Origin of the sequence: Kitasatospora sp. NPDC059577 (assembly GCF_042735475.1) — a bacterium.
Taxonomy (GTDB): domain Bacteria; phylum Actinomycetota; class Actinomycetes; order Streptomycetales; family Streptomycetaceae; genus Kitasatospora.
Genome location: NZ_JBHWBZ010000036.1, coordinates 31,275 through 46,996, shown reverse-complemented (window position 1 = coordinate 46,996; position 15,722 = coordinate 31,275). Strand labels below are relative to the sequence as shown.

Sequence of the window (15,722 nt, the reverse complement as noted above, 5' to 3'; positions counted from 1 at the left end):
GCTGCAGTGCTGCCGGCCTGCAGCGCCGCCGTGCTGCGCCGCGTCCGCTACGCCGGCCGTTGCAGCACCATCAGCGAGCGGTCGACGAGCCACAGCGTGTCCCCCGCCTTGACCCGCGCCCCCGTCCCCGGGGCGGGCAGCCGGGGCTGCGCGGTGTCGACCACGACCTGCCACTCCTGGCCGTGGCCGGCGGGCACGGTGAACTCCAGCGGTTCGAAGTGCGCGTTGAACATCAGCAGGAAGGAGTCGTCGACGATCCGCCCGCCGCGCCGGTCCGGCTCGGAGATCGCGTGGCCGTTGAGGAAGACGGTCAGCGACTTGGCGTAGCTGGCACCCCAGTTGCGCTTGGTCATCTCCGCCCCGGTCGGGGTGAACCAGGCGATGTCGGTGAGGTCGTCGAACCCGCCGGAGGCGGACACCGGCCGGCCGTGGAAGAACCGCCGCCGCCGGAACACCGGGTGGTCGCGGCGCAGCCAGATCATCCCCTGGGTGAACTCCAGCAGCCGCGCCGGCGCCCCGTCGCCCTCCGGCCAGTGCACCCAGGCGAGTTCGTTGTCCTGGCAGTAGGCGTTGTTGTTGCCCAGCTGGGTGCGGCCCAGCTCGTCGCCGTGCGAGAGCATCGGCACGCCCTGGGAGAGCATCAGGGTGGCGATGAAGTTGCGCTGCTGGCGGGCCCGCAGTTCCTCGACGGCCGGGTCGTCGGCGGGGCCCTCGACGCCGCAGTTCCAGGAGCGGTTGAAGGATTCGCCGTCGCGGTTGTCCTCGCCGTTGGCCTGGTTGCGCTTCTCGTTGTAGGAGACCAGGTCGCGCAGGGTGAAGCCGTCGTGGCAGGTGACGAAGTTGATGGAGGCGATCGGGCGGCGGCCGTCGTCCTGGTAGAGGTCGGAGGAGCCGGTGAGCCGGGAGCCGAACTCGGCGAGGGTGGCGTTCTCGCCGCGCCACAGGTCGCGCACGGTGTCCCGGTACATGCCGTTCCACTCGGTCCACAGCGGCGGGAAGTTGCCGACCTGGTAGCCGCCCTCGCCGAGGTCCCACGGCTCGGCGATCAGCTTGGCCTGGGAGACCACCGGGTCCTGCTGGACCAAGTCGAAGAACGAGGAGAGCCGGTCCACCTCGTGGAACTGACGGGCGAGGGTGGCGGCGAGGTCGAATCTGAAGCCGTCGACGCGCATCTCGGTGACCCAGTAGCGCAGTGAGTCCATGATCAACTGGAGCACGTGCGGGCTGCGCATCAGCAGGCTGTTGCCGGTGCCGGTGGTGTCCTCGTAGAAGCGCTGGTCCTGGGCGAGGCGGTAGTAGGAGACGTTGTCCAGGCCGCGCAGCGACAGCGTCGGGCCCAGGTGGTTGCCCTCGGCGGTGTGGTTGTAGACGACGTCCAGGATCACCTCGATACCGGCCGCGTGCAGCGCCTTGACCATCGACTTGAACTCCTGCACCTGCTGGCCGCGGTCGCCGGTGGAGGAGTAGGAGGAGTGCGGGGCGAAGAAGCCGACGGTGTTGTAGCCCCAGTAGTTGGCGAGGCCGAGGTCGCGCAGCCGGTGGTCGCGGACGAACTGGTGGACCGGCATCAGCTCGATCGCGGTGACGCCGAGCTTGGCCAGGTGTTCGATCACCGCCGGGTGGGCCAGGCCGGCGTAGGTGCCGCGGATCTCCTCGGGGATGCCCGGGTGCAGCCGGGTGAGGCCCTTGACGTGGGCCTCGTAGATGACGGTGCGGTGGTAGTCGGTGCGCGGCGGCCGGTCGGTGCCCCAGTCGAAGTAGGGGTTGATCACCACCGAGTGCATGGTGTGCGGGGCGGAGTCGAGGTCGTTGCGGCGCTCGGGCGCGCCGAAGTGGTAGCCGTAGACGGACTCGTCCCAGTCGATGTGCCCGCTCATCGCCTTGGCGTACGGGTCCAGGAGCAGCTTGGCGCTGTTGTGCCGCTGGCCCAGGCCGGGGTTGTACGGGCCGTGCACGCGGAAGCCGTAGCGCTGGCCGGGCTGGACGCCCGGGAGGTAGGCGTGCCGGACGAAGGCGTCCGTCTCGCGCAGTTCGACGGCGGTCTCGGAGCCGTTCTCGTCGAGCAGGCACAGCTCGATGCGGTCGGCGCCCTCGGAGAACACGGCGAAGTTGGTGCCGGCCCCGTCGTAGGTGGCGCCGAGCGGGTAGGGCGTACCGGGCCAGACCTGCATGACTCCTCAACTTCCTTACTGCATATGGAAACTGACATGTAGTCCGACAATCGGTCCGATCATGTGCCCGGACCCGGACGCTCTCTTCCCGGCCGGGCGGCCGGGCATGTGCGCTGTTCGCGTGCCGTGACGCACGGCACAGCCCGCATGATTCCGGAGCCCTTCCCCGGCGGCCGGGAGAACCGGCCAGGGTTGGTCCGAACGAGTGTCCGGCGGGCATTCGTGTGAAGAGTGGTGCGGGTGGGGCGGGGCCGCCGGGGCCACCGGTGCGGGCCTCCGGCCCCGCGCTGCGGGGCGCGGCCGTCGACGATCCGGCTGCGGTCGGCTCGCGACGGGCAGTACCCTTGATCGTCCGGCCGCCCGGCCTTACGGACTCTCGACAGCCCGTCAACGGTCCCCGCACCCGCGGGGGTCGGCCGCAGCAAGCAGATGAGGTGGCGCATGGTGTTCCCCGCCGGCGGCCGTGGCTCCGGCCCCGACGGCCCCGACCGGGGCGCGGCCCGCGCCGAGGCCCCCACGGTGGTCATGCGCCCCGCCATGACCGGCCGCGCGCTGGTGCCCGCCCAGAGCGGACCGGTCGAGATACCGGCGCTGGCCTGGTCCGCCGCCGAGTGGGAGGACGCCTACCAGCGGGTCCGGCTGTCCGGCCGCGCCTACGTCTGGCTCAACCTCGTCGAGCAGCGGCTGCGCTCCCTGGTCGACGAGGTGCTGCACCCGATCTACGCCCCCGCGCACGGCGAGGACTGGGTCACCGCCGCCGCCGGACCGGCCGGCGAGGAGTGGGCGCACCGCGCCGGGGCCGTGCGCGAGGTCAGCCGCCGCAAGGGCTACCTGCTCGACCCCGCCGACGACGACCCGCTGGTCTTCCTGACCCTCCCCCAGCTGCGCGAGCTGATGGTCCAGCACTGGCCCTGCTTCGAGCCCTACCTGGCCGACCGGCGCGAGATCGAACTCGCGCTGGACGAACTGGAAGTGGCCCGGCACGTGGTCTCCCGCAACCGGGTGCTCACCCAGACCGTCCTGGCGCAGACCGAGCGCGCCGCCGCCCGGCTGCTGGCCGTCCTGGACGGCGGCGCGGGCGGAGTGCCCGCCGACGTGGTCGAGTCCCTGGTGGCCGGCCGCTACGCCGACGTGGTCGCGGTGCACGCCGACCGGGTCCGGCTGCAGCGCGACCTGCCGGTCGAGGACCTGCTGGACGGGGCCCGGCGGCTGGACGCGCTCGGCATCGGCCTCGGCATGCTCTGCCAGAACTACACCGGCAAGCGCCTGGTGCGACTGGCCGGGGAGGGCTGCCGGGTGCGGCTGCTCTTCCTCAACCCGGCGAGCAGCGCGGTGCGCCGACGGGAACGCGAACTCGGCCTCGGGCGGAACGAGTTGTCGCGCTCGATCGAGATGAACATCATGCACGTGCGGCGGGTCAGGGCCCGGCTGCGGGACCAGGGCGGCTTCGAGATCCGGGTCTTCGACGAGACCCCGCGCTTCACCGCCTACCTGGTCGAGGGCCCCCGGGCCGGCGGCCCGGCGGGCGGCCGCCGGCAGGGCCGCGACCTCGGCGTCGTCCAGCCCTACCTGCGCCGCGCCCGCGGCATGGAGTCCCCGGCCCTGGTGCTGCGCGGCGGCGCCGGCCAGCAGCCCGGCGGCACCGAACCCGGGCTGCTGGAGGTCTACCGCGAGGAGTTCGAAGGGATCTGGGCGGACTCCCGGCCGGTGTCCTGAGCCGCGCGGCCCGGAAACCCCCTGGTCGCGGGGTGGCCCGGCTGCCAGACTGCGGGCCGTGAACAGCCTTCCCGCCTGGACCCTGGTACCCGCCGCGTCGGACGACCTCGCACGCATCACCGACCTCAAGGACCAGGTCATGCGCGCCGACCTGGAACGCCTCGGCCGCTGGGACCCGGACCGGTCCCGACGGCGGGTGGCGGACGCCTTCTCCACCAGGTGGACGTCCGTACTGCTGGTCGAGGGCGCCTTCGCGGGCTCCGTCACCGTCCGCCCCGACGGGAAGGGCGGACGCCACCTGGAACTGTTCTACCTCGCCCCGCACCTGCAGGGCCGCGGCCTCGGCACCGCCGTGCTGCGCCGCCTCCTCGCCGACGCCGACGCCGCTCGGGAACCGGTGCGCCTGACCGTCCTGCGGGGCAGCGCCGCCCGACGGTTCTACGAGCGGCACGGCTTCACGGTCGTCGACGAGGACCCGGTCGACGTCCACCTGTACCGCCCGGCCCCCGGACCAGGCCCCGCGACCACCCCGGACCGGGCCCGCACCCGCCTCCAGGAGCAGTCCGACCTGTGGAGCACCGGTGCCGCCACCGGCCGCACGGTGATCGACGCGGCCTGCGAGGCCCTGGTCGCCGGGCTCGACGGCCCGGCCCTGCGCGAACTGGCCGCCTGCTCCTACGGCGAGGCCTTCACCGACCTGGACGACCTGCTGCCGCCCGCGCTGGCCGAACAGGGCCTGGTCTTCCACCCCCACGGCAGCCGCTCCGCCGACGGGGCCGCGCTGCGGGCGCTCGCCGCGCGGTTCCTGGACGGGAAGATGACGGCCCGGGAACTGACCCGCCTGGTCCACCAGTGCTTCGGGCACGAGCTGGACGAGGCCGATCCGCTGTCCTGTCTCGACGACGAGTACGACATCCTGGCGTACGGCCCGCGCTCCCGGGAGGAAGTGGACGCCGACGTCCTCGCCGAGGCCCGCCGACTGGTCGGCGCACCGTAGGCCCGCCGGGCCCTGCCGGAGGGGCCCTGCCCGGTCGCCCCCGAGGCCTCCCGAGGCCGCCACCCGGCCGCCCCCGACCGTCCTGCGCATGCGGAACGTCCGCCCGCCGGACGGGGGAGCGGGCGACCCGTGGGCCGGGTTGTCGGTGGGGCGGGTGATGATAGGGGCTGTTTCGAGCCGTAGGACGGAAGGACACACCTGATGAGCTGGTGGCAGCAGCCACTGGTCGGCTTCGACCTGGAGACCACGGGCACCGACCCGGCCGTGGACCGCATCGTCACGGCCGCGCTCGTGGACACGGTCGGGGCCGCCCGGGCGGGCGCCGCGCACTGGCTGCTCGACCCCGGGGTGCCGATACCCGCCGAGGCGGAGGCGATCCACGGGATCGGGGACGAGGTGGCGCGGAGCAAGGGGCGGCCGGCCGAGGAGGCGGTGGAGGAGATAGCCGCGGCGTTGTGCGAGCGGATCGCCGCCGGCCGGCCGGTGGTGGCGTTCAACGCGCCGTTCGACCTGTCGCTGCTCGACGCCGAGCTGCGGCGGTACGGGCTGGCGACGCTCGCGGAGCGCCTGGGCGGGCCGGTCGGGCCGGTGCTCGACGCGCTGGTGATCGACCGCGCCGTGGACAAGTACCGCAAGGGCTCGCGCACCCTGCAGCGGGTCTGCCACGTGTACGGGGTGGAGCTGACGGACGCGCACGAGGCGGGCAGCGACGCGCTGGCCGCCGTCCGGGTCGCGGTCGCCCTGGGCGAGCGCTACCCGGCCGAGGTGGGGGAGGTCGCGCCCGCCGAACTGCACCGGCGGCAGATCGGCTGGTACCGGACGTGGGCGGAGGGCCTGCAGGCCTGGCTGCGCCGCGGCAAGGACCCGCAGGCGGTGGTCGACCCGCGCTGGCCCGCCCGTTAGGTCCGGACAGGGCCGGTCCCGTCCGGCGTCGAGGGCCCGGCAGGCCCGGAAAGCCCAGCCGGACAGGGCCTGGCCGTAAAGGCCCGGTCGGACAGGCCCGGCCGTTCCCGGCATACTGCCCGGGTGACGGTACGCCTCGCCCGCCCTGCGGACCTGCCCGGCTTCCTCGCCCTCGCCGCCGAGGTCGAGCACTGGTTCGGCCCGATGGTCGCCGAACCCGGCTTCCACCGCGCGGTCGTCCGCAGTGCCGACCGGGGCCTGGCCACCGTGGCCGAGGACGACCGGGGGCTGCTCGGAGGCCTGCTCTTCGGGACCGACCGGGCCCGGCCCGCGCGGCACCACCTGCACTGGCTGGTCGTCGCCGGACGCGCCCGGGGAACCGGCGTCGGCCGGGAACTGGTCACGGACGCGCTGCGTCGCCACGTCCGGGCCCCGGCCGTCGTCGAGGTGGTCACCTTCGGCGCGGACCACCCGGGTGCGGTGGCGAGCGGCGCCCGGGTCTTCTACGAACGGCTGGGCTTCACCCAGGCCGAGGCCGCCGACCCGGGCCCGGAGGGCGGCTCCCGGCAGGTCTACCGGCTCGACCTGGCCTGAGGGGTTACTGCAGGTCCAGGCCGACCGGGTGCCCGAGGTCCACCGGGCAGACGAAGACGTGCAGTTCCGCGAACCGCCCGACGGACACGTCCGGGTCCAGGCTGCTGTCCACGGTGAGCAGGTGGACCATCCGGGCGCCGCAGCCGCAGTCGACCGGGACCAGGTCGGTGGAATGCCAGGACGGCCAGCCGCCGAGCTTCCAGCCCTCTGCGCAGGACAGCGCGCGGTGGTACTCCAGGCCGTACCGCTGCGCGAACTCCTCGGCGGCGTCGTGGAGTTCTGTGGGCAGCTCGTCCTGGTCCGGCAGGTCCACGATCTGCTCGGGGCGCACCGCGCACGGGGTCGGCAGGTACCGCTCGTCGCTGCGCCGGGGTGCCGGGGGGACGGTCGGGGCGAGGTCGGTGCCACGCTGCCAGTGGAGTTCGACGTTCGGGCCGTAGTAGTGGCGCGTGTTCGGGAGGTCCCGGTGGTCGTTGGGGCACCAGAGCACCTGCAGCCGGTCGGTTCCCTCCGGCCAGGGCAGGTGCGGGGCGTCCTCGGCACGCAGGTGCGCGAGGGGCACCAGGGCGCACCCGGCGGCGGGCTGTTCGGGGACCGTCCGGTGGGTGCGCCAGTCGGTCAGGTCCAGGCTGCCGCCGTCCATGATGCGGCGCCGCTCCGCGGCCTCGTCGGCGGTGAGGACGTGCGGGTCGCCGCCGGCCCGGGCACGCTCGCGCAGTGCCCGGTCGATGCCCTCCCAGACGGCGCGGTCGGCCGCGGGGACCTCCCGGTACTCGTCGACCAGGTGCCCCGCGGTGCAGTGCGGCCAGGGCTCGCCGGCCGGCCACAGCGCCGGGCCGCCGATCCGGCTCGCCTGCGGGTCGGGCGTCGCGGCGTACGGGTGGAGCAGCGTGGCGGGCCGCAGGTACGGGGCCAGGCCCGGTACGGCGGCGACGAGTTCGGTGGGGGTGGGGCCGGTCATGGCAGCCACCCTACGGTCATCCCCGGCCGTCGAGCAGGGCGGCTTTGGCGCGCTCGAACTCGGTCGCGTCGAGGGAGCCTTCGCGGTGGAGCGCGGCCAGGCGTTCCAGTTCGGCGGTCAGCGGCGGTCGGGCGTCCCGCGGGGGAGCGGTGTCGGGCCGCGGGGCCCCGACGGCGGCGGTGGCCGGGTCGCGGGGGTCGTAGCGGACGGCGATCCGGCTGCCGGCGCGGGGAGCGTCGTGGACGGGGTAGGTCCCGGTGTGCCTGCGGGTGTGCCCGGTGCCGTCGGGCGTCAAGTACCGGACGGTGAGCCGGAGTTCGACCTTGTGGTCCTCGGCGGGGCGCAGCGTCTCGGTCGCCGTGACGGTGCCGACGGTGCTGACGCCGTGCGCTTCCAGGCGCCGCGCGGTGGCCAGGGCGGCGAGGTAGGCGCGGCGTTGCCGAGCGAGCCGCGGCCGGGCCAGGACGGCGGCGGGCACCGCGACGGCGAGGGCGAGTGCGGCGGTGGCGAGCAGCCAGGGGTGGGTGCGGCCCCCGGTTCGGGCGGCGCCGAGCAGGGCGACGGCCAGGGAGACGAGCAGCACCGGGGCGAGTGGCAGCCGCCGGGGCGATCCGGGCGTCGCGCGGCCCGTGCCGAGGGCCGTGCCGACCGTGCCGAGGACGGCGGCGAGGATTCCGCCGAGGAGCTGGACGACGGTGATCGGGCCGCCGTGGCAGGGCGGGACCTCGCAGTCGTCGGGGCCGCCGATCAGGACGACGGCGGTGGACAGCAGCCATCCGGCGCCCGCGCAGAGCAGCCCGCTGCAGGCGGTGGCGAGCGTCCGGCCGAAGCCCATCCGCAGTTCCCGGAGGGCGAGTCGATCGCCCGTGGGCCCGTCCGTCGTCATGGCCGGATGCTAGGGCGGAGTCCTGGTGCGCAGCGCTGCCGCCCGCTGCTCAGGGGGTGAACGGCGGGCGAACAGAGGGCAGTTCTCGGCCGGACAACAGGGCTCAGCCTGCGGGGAAGTCGAAGGTGTACCCCTGGGCGATCAGCCAGGGCAGCAGCTGCTTGAGCGCGGCCACGGTCTGGCTGCGGTCGCCGCCGCCGTCGTGCATGAGGATCACGCCGCCCGGCCTGAGCTGGTTCTGCACGGTGGAGACGATGGCGGGAACGCCGGGGCGGGACCAGTCGCGCGGGTCGACGGACCAGCCGAGCGAGGACATCCCGAGGCCCGCCGTGATGTGCTCGTTGTCGGCGTTGAAGCCGCCGCCCGGGGCGCGGAACCAGGTGACCCGGGTGCCGGGGCCGCCGGCCTGGACGATCATGTCGCGGGCCGCGGTGATCTCGTACGCGGCCTTGTCGTGCGGGAGCTTCGCGAACGGCTGCGGGTGGTGGACGCTGTGGTCGCAGAGCCGGTGCCCGGCGGCCAGGACGCGCTTGACCATGGCCGGGTCGGCGGCGGCGTTCTGGCCGATCTCGCAGAACGTGGCCTTGACGTGGTACTGGGCGAGCAGGTCGAGGATCTGCCCGGTCGCGGGGCCGGGGCCGTCGTCGAAGGTGAGCGCGACGGTGCGGCCGCCGGAGGCGGTGGAGCCGATCACCGTGCCCGCGCGGGGGTGCTCGGGCGGTGCGGCGGGCCCGGCGGGCCCGGCGGGCCCGGCGGGCGCGGTGGACGCGGTGGACGCGGTGGACGCGACGGGGGAGCCGGCTATGGGGGCCGCGGCCGGTGGTGCGTCGGGGGTGGTGGCCGGCGCGGCCGGGGAGGAGGAACGGGCCGGTCCGGGCGTGCGGGGCTTCGCGGGGGCGGCCGGCGCAGCCGACGAGGAGGCCCCGGGGGCGGGCGGGATCCCGTCGGAGCCGGGCGTCGGGGCGATGGTGGCCGCGGCCGTGCCGGGCTGGGCGGCGGCCGGCGGCCGGGTGGCGATCGGGGAGCGGGCGGTGCTGCCGCCCGACGGCTGCAGCGCCCCGCTGGCGGTGCCGCACGCGGTCAGTCCCAGGAGGCCGGCCACCGCGACGCAGCCCGCGATCAGCCTGTGCCGGGAGCGGGACGGGCGGGTCGTGGGCAAGGGGTGTCGGGCGGTCCTGTGCATGGTGGCGGCTCCTGAGGTGCGAGTTCGGTGCCGATCCCTCGGGTCAGGATGACTGTCCGGTAGGACGCCCACCGTACGTGCCCCGGTTGCCCGCCGGACCCCTCCCTTTCAGGACTCTTCTCACACCCGCCCCGGTTGGCGTCCGGCCGCGGACCGGGGTATCGCCCGGCCGTCAGAACGGGTACCAGCGCACCTCGGTGGCGCCGTCCCGCAGGGAGTCGACCCGCCGCCGGAACTCCGCCAGGGCGGCCGGGTTGCTCGCCGCCTGCTGCGCCACCCAGGAGGCGCTGGCGGTCTCCCGGGCGCCGCGCAGCACGGTGAAGCCGGGCCAGTCGCGGACGTCCCAGCCGTACGCCGCGGTGAACGCGTCGTACTCCTCGCCGGGCACGCCGTAGCGGTCGTGGGCGAGCGCGAGGACCACCAGGTCGTGTTCGCGCAGGTCGTCGGCGACGAATTCGAGGTCGAGCAGCACCGGCCCGTCCGGGCCGACGTGGACGTTGCGCGGCAGCGCGTCGCCGTGGATCACGCCGGGGCCCAGCCGCGGCGCGAGGCCGGGCAGGGCGGCTTCGAAGGCGTCCCGGCGCTCGCGCAGGAACGCGACGTCCGCGGGGTCGACGTGGCCCTCGGCGGAGGCCAGCCAGCGTTCCACCGGGGCGAGCAGGTCGCGCCGACCGAGCGGGACGGGCGGCACCGGCAGCCGGTGCAGGGCGCGCAGCAGCGGGGCGAGGTCGACCGGGCGGGCGGGGCGGACGGCGGGCGGGAGCCGGTGCCAGAGGGTGACCGGGTGCCCGTCGGCGAGCTGTGGCTCGGGCGCCACCGCGTCGTACGGGCGCACCACCGGGACGCCCTGCCCGGCCAGCCAGTGGGCGACGGCCAGTTCGCGGTGCGCCCGCTCGGACAGCTCGGGGCCGCGGCCGACCTTGGCGACGACGGCCGGGTCGCCGAGGTCGAAGACGGCGTTCTCGCCGAGCGCGAGCAGCCGGGCGTCGTCGGGGCCGGGCAGGCCGGCGGACTCGCAGGCGCGGGCGAGCAGCAGCCGGGCGCGGCCCTCGTCGAAGGGGGGCATGACGGGGCTCCGTTCCGGCGGTGTCCGCCCGGGGGCCCGGGCGGTGATCATCATGACGCACGGACGCCGGGCTCCGCGGGTGGCGGGGCCCGGCGTGACCGGTGTCACCGGTGGGGGCTCAGACCGTGACCTTCCGGTGCCGGGCGGTGCCGTCCGCGGGGCCCGCGGGCCGTCCGGGGCCGGCGGTCGCGGTGGCGGGCGGCGGGACGGACCCGCCGTGCGACAGGTCCGGCAGCCGGTCCAGCCAGCGCGGCAGGTACCAGTTGCGGTCGCCGAGCAGGCTCATCACCGCGGGCAGCAGCACCGCGCGGATCACCGTGGCGTCGATCAGCACGGCGACCGCCAGGCCCACGCCCATCTGCTTCATCGCCTGCATGGACAGGGTGCCGAAGACCGCGAACACCGCGACCATGATCACCGCGGCGCTGGTGACCACCCCGGCCGTGGAGCGGATGCCGTGGGCGATGGCCTCCCGGGTCGGCAGTCCGCGGTCGTGGCCCTCCTTGATCCGGGAGACCACGAAGACGTGGTAGTCCATCGAGAGCCCGAAGAGGATCACGAAGAGGAACAGCGGCACCCAGGACTCCACCGCGCCGACCCCGGCGGTGCCCAGCAGCGAGGCGCCCACGCCGTGCTGGAAGACCAGCGTCAGCACCCCGTACGCGGCGCCCACCGAGAGCAGGTTGAGCACCACGGCGGTGCCGGCCACGACCGGTGAGCGGAAGGACGTGAGCATCAGCAGGAAGGCGAAGGCGACCACGAAGCCGAAGACCAGCGGCATCGCGCCGGTCATCTTGGCGTTGAAGTCGTACGAACCGGCGGTGCGCCCGGTGACCGGGGCCTCGGTGCCGGGCACCGTGAGGACGGTCGAGGGCACCAGGTCCTCGCGCAGGGACTTCAGCGCGTCGTTGCTGGTGGCGTCGTTGCCGGTGCCGTTGAGCGGGATGTCGACGGTGGCGACGTTCCGGTCGGCGTGCACGGTGACCTCGACCGGGCCGTGCATCCGTCCGCCGGCCAGCGCCTTCGCCTTGAGGTCGGCGATCGCGGCGGTCATCGCGGGGGAGTCGATGTCGGCGGCCTTGATGACGACGGTGGCCGGGGCCGGGCTGCCGGGGAACGCGGCCTCGATCTTCTGCGAGGCGGTGACCAGCGGGTTTCCCGCGGGCAGCTGCTGCTGGAAGGTGAGGTTGGCGGTGCGCATGGTGAGCAGCGGTGCGGCCAGGGCGAGCAGGAAGGCCCCGGCGAGCAGGGTGGAGGCCAGCGGGCGGCGCAGCACCGGGGTCAGCACGGCGTTCCAGAACCGTCCGCCGGTCCGCGTGGCGTCCGGGCGGCGGAGCCCGGCGAGGAGGGGCACCCGGCCCCGGTCGACCCGGTCGCCGAGCATCGACAGCAGTGCGGGCAGCACGGTCAGCGAGCCGAGCACGGCGGTGACCACGACCAGGATGGTGGCGAAGGCCATCGCCCGGAAGTCGGCGATCCCGGTGAGGAACATGCCGGCCATGGCGACCACCACGGTCACGCCGGAGACCAGCACGGCCCGGCCGCTGGTGGCGGCGGCGACGGTCAGCGCGGTGTGCGCGTCGTGTCCGGCGGCCCGCTCCTCGCGCTCGCGGCGCAGGTAGAAGAGGCAGTAGTCGACGCCGACGGCGAGGCCGACCAGCAGCATCACCGAGCCGGCGTCGTTGCTGGTGTGCAGCAGGCCGCTGCTGAGCGCGACCAGCCCGGACGCCGCGACGAAGGCGGTCAGGGCGAGCACCACCGGCAGGACGGCGGCGACCAGCGCGCCGAAGGCGATCAGCAGGATGCCGAGGGCGAGCGGCACGGCCGTCCACTCGGCGCGCGAGAAGTCGTTCTTGAACTGGTCCTGGATCCACCTGTCGGAGCTGGCGTCGCCGAGCTCGACCACGGTCAGGCCGGGGTTGCGGGTCTGCACGCCGGCCACCGCGTCCATCACGGAGGTGACGTTCTCGACGGCCTGCTCCCGGTCGCCCTTGAGCGTGACCAGGACGAGCGCGGAGTGGCCGTCGGGGGAGACCGCCTTGGTGTCGTACGGCGAGCGGACCTCGGCGGCCTTGCCGGTGCCGTCGACGGCGGTGACCACCTGGCCGACGGCGGCACGGAAGTCGGGGTCGTCGGCGCTGCGGGTGGCGCTCTGGACGAGGACGGTCTCGCTCGCCGGACTCTTCAGGCCGGCCTCGTCGAGGATCTTCGCGGCCCGGGAGACCTGTCCGGGCATCGACTCGGCGTCGGTCACCTGTGTGCTGCCGTGCATGCCGCCGAGCGCGGCGGCCAGCACGACGAAGAGCAGCCAGCCGAAGACGGCGGTCTTCCGGTGCCGGGCGCTCCAGACGCCCATCGCGGCAGCCACGCCGAGTCTGGCCTTGCCGGGTGCGGGCGGTACGGGCTTCACGGGAGGTCCCCCTGGGAGTGCGGCGGTCGTCGCCGGACGGGAGCGGCGGCGGCTGCCGTGGTCACCGGTGCCGCCTGCCGCTGCGCGCCGGGTGCGGATCCGGCGTCCCAACAGACAGTAGGGAAGCGGGGGTTGGTGGGTAATCCGGCTGGCGGGTGACGCTGCCCTGGGGCTGGCCTCGGGGGTGGGGTGGGGTTATCCCTACCCTCCGACCCCGAGAACTCCTCCTCGGGGGTAGGGGACCCGACTCCACCCTGAGGGGGAGATGACTCCACCCGGAGCACGAGGTCAAGGGGGTCGGGCCCGGGGGAAACTGGGTCGGGGCCGTTTCGGGGGGCCCTTGTACGGGGGGTTGGAATACGGGGGCTCCTTGCCGGGCGGCAAGCAAGTGCTCGTAAGATGATGCCCCACACCACTTACCTGCCGACCGGCAAGGGCGTGTCGCCGACACGTCCGGGCCGGTCCTGCCGTCGCCCAGCGTCCCGTCCCCCAAGGGCTGCGGTGAACCATGCCCAGGAGGCATCGAGCATGTTCCACCGACTAGGACACTTCGTCGTTCGCCGTGCGTGGTGGGTGATCCTCGCCTGGGTCGTCGCGATGCTCGCCATCGTCGCGTCGGCCCCGAAGGTCACCTCCCAGACGGACGAGTCCGCGTTCCTGCCCAAGCACTACGAGTCCATCCAGGCGGCGCAGCTCCAGGAGCAGGCCTTCCCGTCGAGCTTCACCCCCGCCGCACTGCTGCTCTTCGAGCGCAACGACGGCCAGGCGCTGAACGACGCCGACCAGGCCTCGATGGACAAGGTCGTCAACGGCCTGACCGCCGCGAACATCCCCGCGGTCGAGAAGATCCTGCCGGTCGACCCCAAGACGTCGAAGTCCAAGGACGGCAAGTACGCGCTGTCCATGGTCGCCATCGACAAGACCAAGATGCAGACCGAGGAGTACCCCGACGCGGCCAAGAAGCTGCGTGAGGAGGGCTCCAAGCTCGCCGACGGCAGCGGCCTGAAGTTCCAGGTCGGCGGTCAGGCCGCCAGCTCCCTGGACCAGAAGGACGCCTCCGGCGCCACCGACGCCATCGTGATGCTCGGCAGCCTTCTGCTGGTCATCCTGATCGTCGGCATCATCTTCCGGAGCGTCCTGGCCGGCCTGCTGCCGGTCCTGCTCTCGCTGGTCATCGCGATGCCGGTGGCCAACGGCCTGATCGCCGACGCGATCAAGATGTTCGACCTGAAGTCCTCGCCGATGACCTCCGCGATCCTGATCATCGTGGTCCTCGGCGTCGGCACGGACTACTTCCTCTTCCTCGCCTTCCGCTACCGCGAGCGGCTGCGCCTGGGCGAGGACCGCAAGACGGCCGTGGCCAACGCCGTCGGCCGGGTCGGCGAGGCGATCGCCTCCGCCGCCGGTGCCGTCGCCGTCGCCTTCGCCGTGCTGATCCTCTCCAGCCTGGGCATGTTCACCGCGCTCGGCCCGGCGCTGGCCATCGCGGTCATCGCGACCGCCCTGGTCTCGCTGACCCTGGCCCCGGCCGTGCTCGCCGTCCTCCCGTCCAAGGCCGTGTTCTGGCCCGGCAAGAAGTGGATGCAGGAGCCGAAGAACGCCCGCTTCGCCGCGCTCGGCCGGATGACCGGCAAGAAGCCCGGCCTGGTCGCCCTGGTCTCCGGCGGCATCCTGCTGGTGCTCACCCTGGCCGGCGTCAACTACAACGGCACCTACGACCTGGCGGGCAGCTCCATGCCCAAGGGCAAGGAGTCGATGGTCGTCCAGGACAAGCTGATGACCGCGTTCTCGGCCGGCGCCGCCGACCCGAGCCACGTCTACCTGACCAGCACCAACGGCGCCAAGCTCGGCGAATCCGCGATCAAGGACTTCGCCGACAAGCTCCAGGGCGTCCCCGGAGTGGCCTCCGTCGTCACGCCGAGCACCGAGAACAAGGCGATCAGCGCCGACGGCACCACCGGTGACTTCACCGTGATGCTCAACGACGCGCCGGCCTCCAACAAGGCCATCGACACCATCGAGAAGGTCCGCGACACCGCCCACGCCTCGGCCCCGGCCGACACCAAGACGCTGGTCGGCGGCATCACCTCGGTGTACAAGGACATCAACACCGCGATGGTGCACGACTACACGCTGGTCTTCCCGATCGCGGCCCTGATCATCATGCTCATCCTGGGCCTGCAGCTGCGCAGCGTGGTCGCGCCGTGGTACCTGATGGCCTCGGTCGGCCTCGGCTTCGGCGGCACCCTCGGTGCCACCACCCTGGTGTTCCAGAACATCAAGGGCGAGCAGGGCCTGATGTTCATGCTGCCGATCTTCATCTACCTCTTCGTGGTGGCGATCGGCACCGACTACAACATCCTGATCATCTCCCGCCTCCGCGAGGAGGCCCGCGAGGGCCGCAACCCGCGCGAGGCGGCCAGCGAGGCCATCAAGCACGGCGGCCCGACCGTCGCGGCGGCCGGCTTCATCCTGGCGGCCTCGTTCGCGACCTTCATGCTCGCGGGCAACGTCCTCTTCATGGAGCTCGGCTTCTCGCTGGCCTTCGGCATCGTGCTGGCGGCCTTCGTGATGGCGATGTTCTTCACCCCGGCCCTGACCGCGCTGCTCGGCCACCGCGCCTGGTGGCCCGGCCACGCCGACAGCCCCGGCCACGGCCACGGCGAGGGGCCGGCCCCGCTGGCGGGCGCGCACGGCGTGCCGGAGCCGGCCGGACGGCACTGACGCGGCGCCGGGGGGGGGCCCCCCCCGGGGTGACCCCCCCCACCCCCACCCCGAAGCAGAAAAAACACAAAAGCGACCCCACGAAAAAAAAGGTTAGAGAAAAGGGTGTGG

At 73.8% G+C, this 15,722-nt stretch carries 11 protein-coding genes; 5 read left to right on the top strand and 6 right to left on the bottom strand.

The features are described from left to right. Positions 1–47: 47 nt before the first annotated feature. On the bottom strand, positions 48–2,171 hold the full coding sequence (gene glgX, locus ACFV0O_RS25335) for a glycogen debranching protein GlgX (protein WP_380345545.1): 2,124 nt from the start codon (positions 2,169–2,171) through the stop codon (positions 48–50). Between the two features lie 441 nt (positions 2,172–2,612). On the opposite strand from glgX, the gene ACFV0O_RS25330 reads away from it, so the two are divergent. The 4 genes from ACFV0O_RS25330 to ACFV0O_RS25315 all read left to right on the top strand — a co-directional run bounded on the left by ACFV0O_RS25330 (position 2,613) and on the right by ACFV0O_RS25315 (position 6,381). After that, on the top strand, positions 2,613–3,887 hold the full coding sequence (locus tag ACFV0O_RS25330; protein WP_380345544.1) for an SAV2148 family HEPN domain-containing protein: 1,275 nt from the start codon (positions 2,613–2,615) through the stop codon (positions 3,885–3,887). Between the two features lie 58 nt (positions 3,888–3,945). Next, positions 3,946–4,884 (top strand): GNAT family N-acetyltransferase, encoded by a 939-nt coding sequence (locus tag ACFV0O_RS25325; RefSeq protein ID WP_380345543.1) that lies wholly within the window; start codon positions 3,946–3,948, stop codon positions 4,882–4,884. Positions 4,885–5,085: 201 nt separating this feature from the next. After that, on the top strand, positions 5,086–5,787 hold the full coding sequence (locus tag ACFV0O_RS25320) for an exonuclease domain-containing protein (protein WP_380345542.1): 702 nt from the start codon (positions 5,086–5,088) through the stop codon (positions 5,785–5,787). Between the two features lie 123 nt (positions 5,788–5,910). Next, positions 5,911–6,381 carry a GNAT family N-acetyltransferase gene (locus ACFV0O_RS25315; RefSeq protein ID WP_380345540.1) on the top strand — a complete coding sequence of 157 codons (471 nt, stop codon included), beginning with the start codon at positions 5,911–5,913 and terminating at the stop codon, positions 6,379–6,381. Positions 6,382–6,385: 4 nt separating this feature from the next. Here the strand turns inward: ACFV0O_RS25315 and ACFV0O_RS25310 are convergent, their stop codons facing one another. From ACFV0O_RS25310 to ACFV0O_RS25290, 5 genes are all read right to left on the bottom strand, one after another. Next, on the bottom strand, positions 6,386–7,342 hold the full coding sequence (locus tag ACFV0O_RS25310) for a hypothetical protein (protein WP_380345538.1): 957 nt from the start codon (positions 7,340–7,342) through the stop codon (positions 6,386–6,388). Between the two features lie 16 nt (positions 7,343–7,358). Further along, positions 7,359–8,228, bottom strand: a complete 870-nt coding sequence (locus ACFV0O_RS25305) for a DUF3592 domain-containing protein (RefSeq protein ID WP_380345536.1) — start codon at positions 8,226–8,228, stop codon at positions 7,359–7,361. A 103-nt stretch (positions 8,229–8,331) separates the two neighbouring features. Further along, complete coding sequence (locus ACFV0O_RS25300; RefSeq protein WP_380345534.1) at positions 8,332–9,411, bottom strand: polysaccharide deacetylase family protein; 1,080 nt, start codon at positions 9,409–9,411, stop codon at positions 8,332–8,334. A gap of 172 nt (positions 9,412–9,583) precedes the next feature. Further along, positions 9,584–10,477, bottom strand: a complete 894-nt coding sequence (locus ACFV0O_RS25295; protein WP_380345532.1) for a phosphotransferase enzyme family protein — start codon at positions 10,475–10,477, stop codon at positions 9,584–9,586. A gap of 118 nt (positions 10,478–10,595) precedes the next feature. Then, complete coding sequence (locus ACFV0O_RS25290) at positions 10,596–12,833, bottom strand: MMPL family transporter (RefSeq protein WP_380345601.1); 2,238 nt, start codon at positions 12,831–12,833, stop codon at positions 10,596–10,598. A 582-nt stretch (positions 12,834–13,415) separates the two neighbouring features. Between ACFV0O_RS25290 and ACFV0O_RS25285 the strand changes: the two genes are divergently transcribed. Beyond that, positions 13,416–15,611 (top strand): MMPL family transporter, encoded by a 2,196-nt coding sequence (locus tag ACFV0O_RS25285; RefSeq protein WP_380345530.1) that lies wholly within the window; start codon positions 13,416–13,418, stop codon positions 15,609–15,611. Positions 15,612–15,722: the final 111 nt, after the last annotated feature.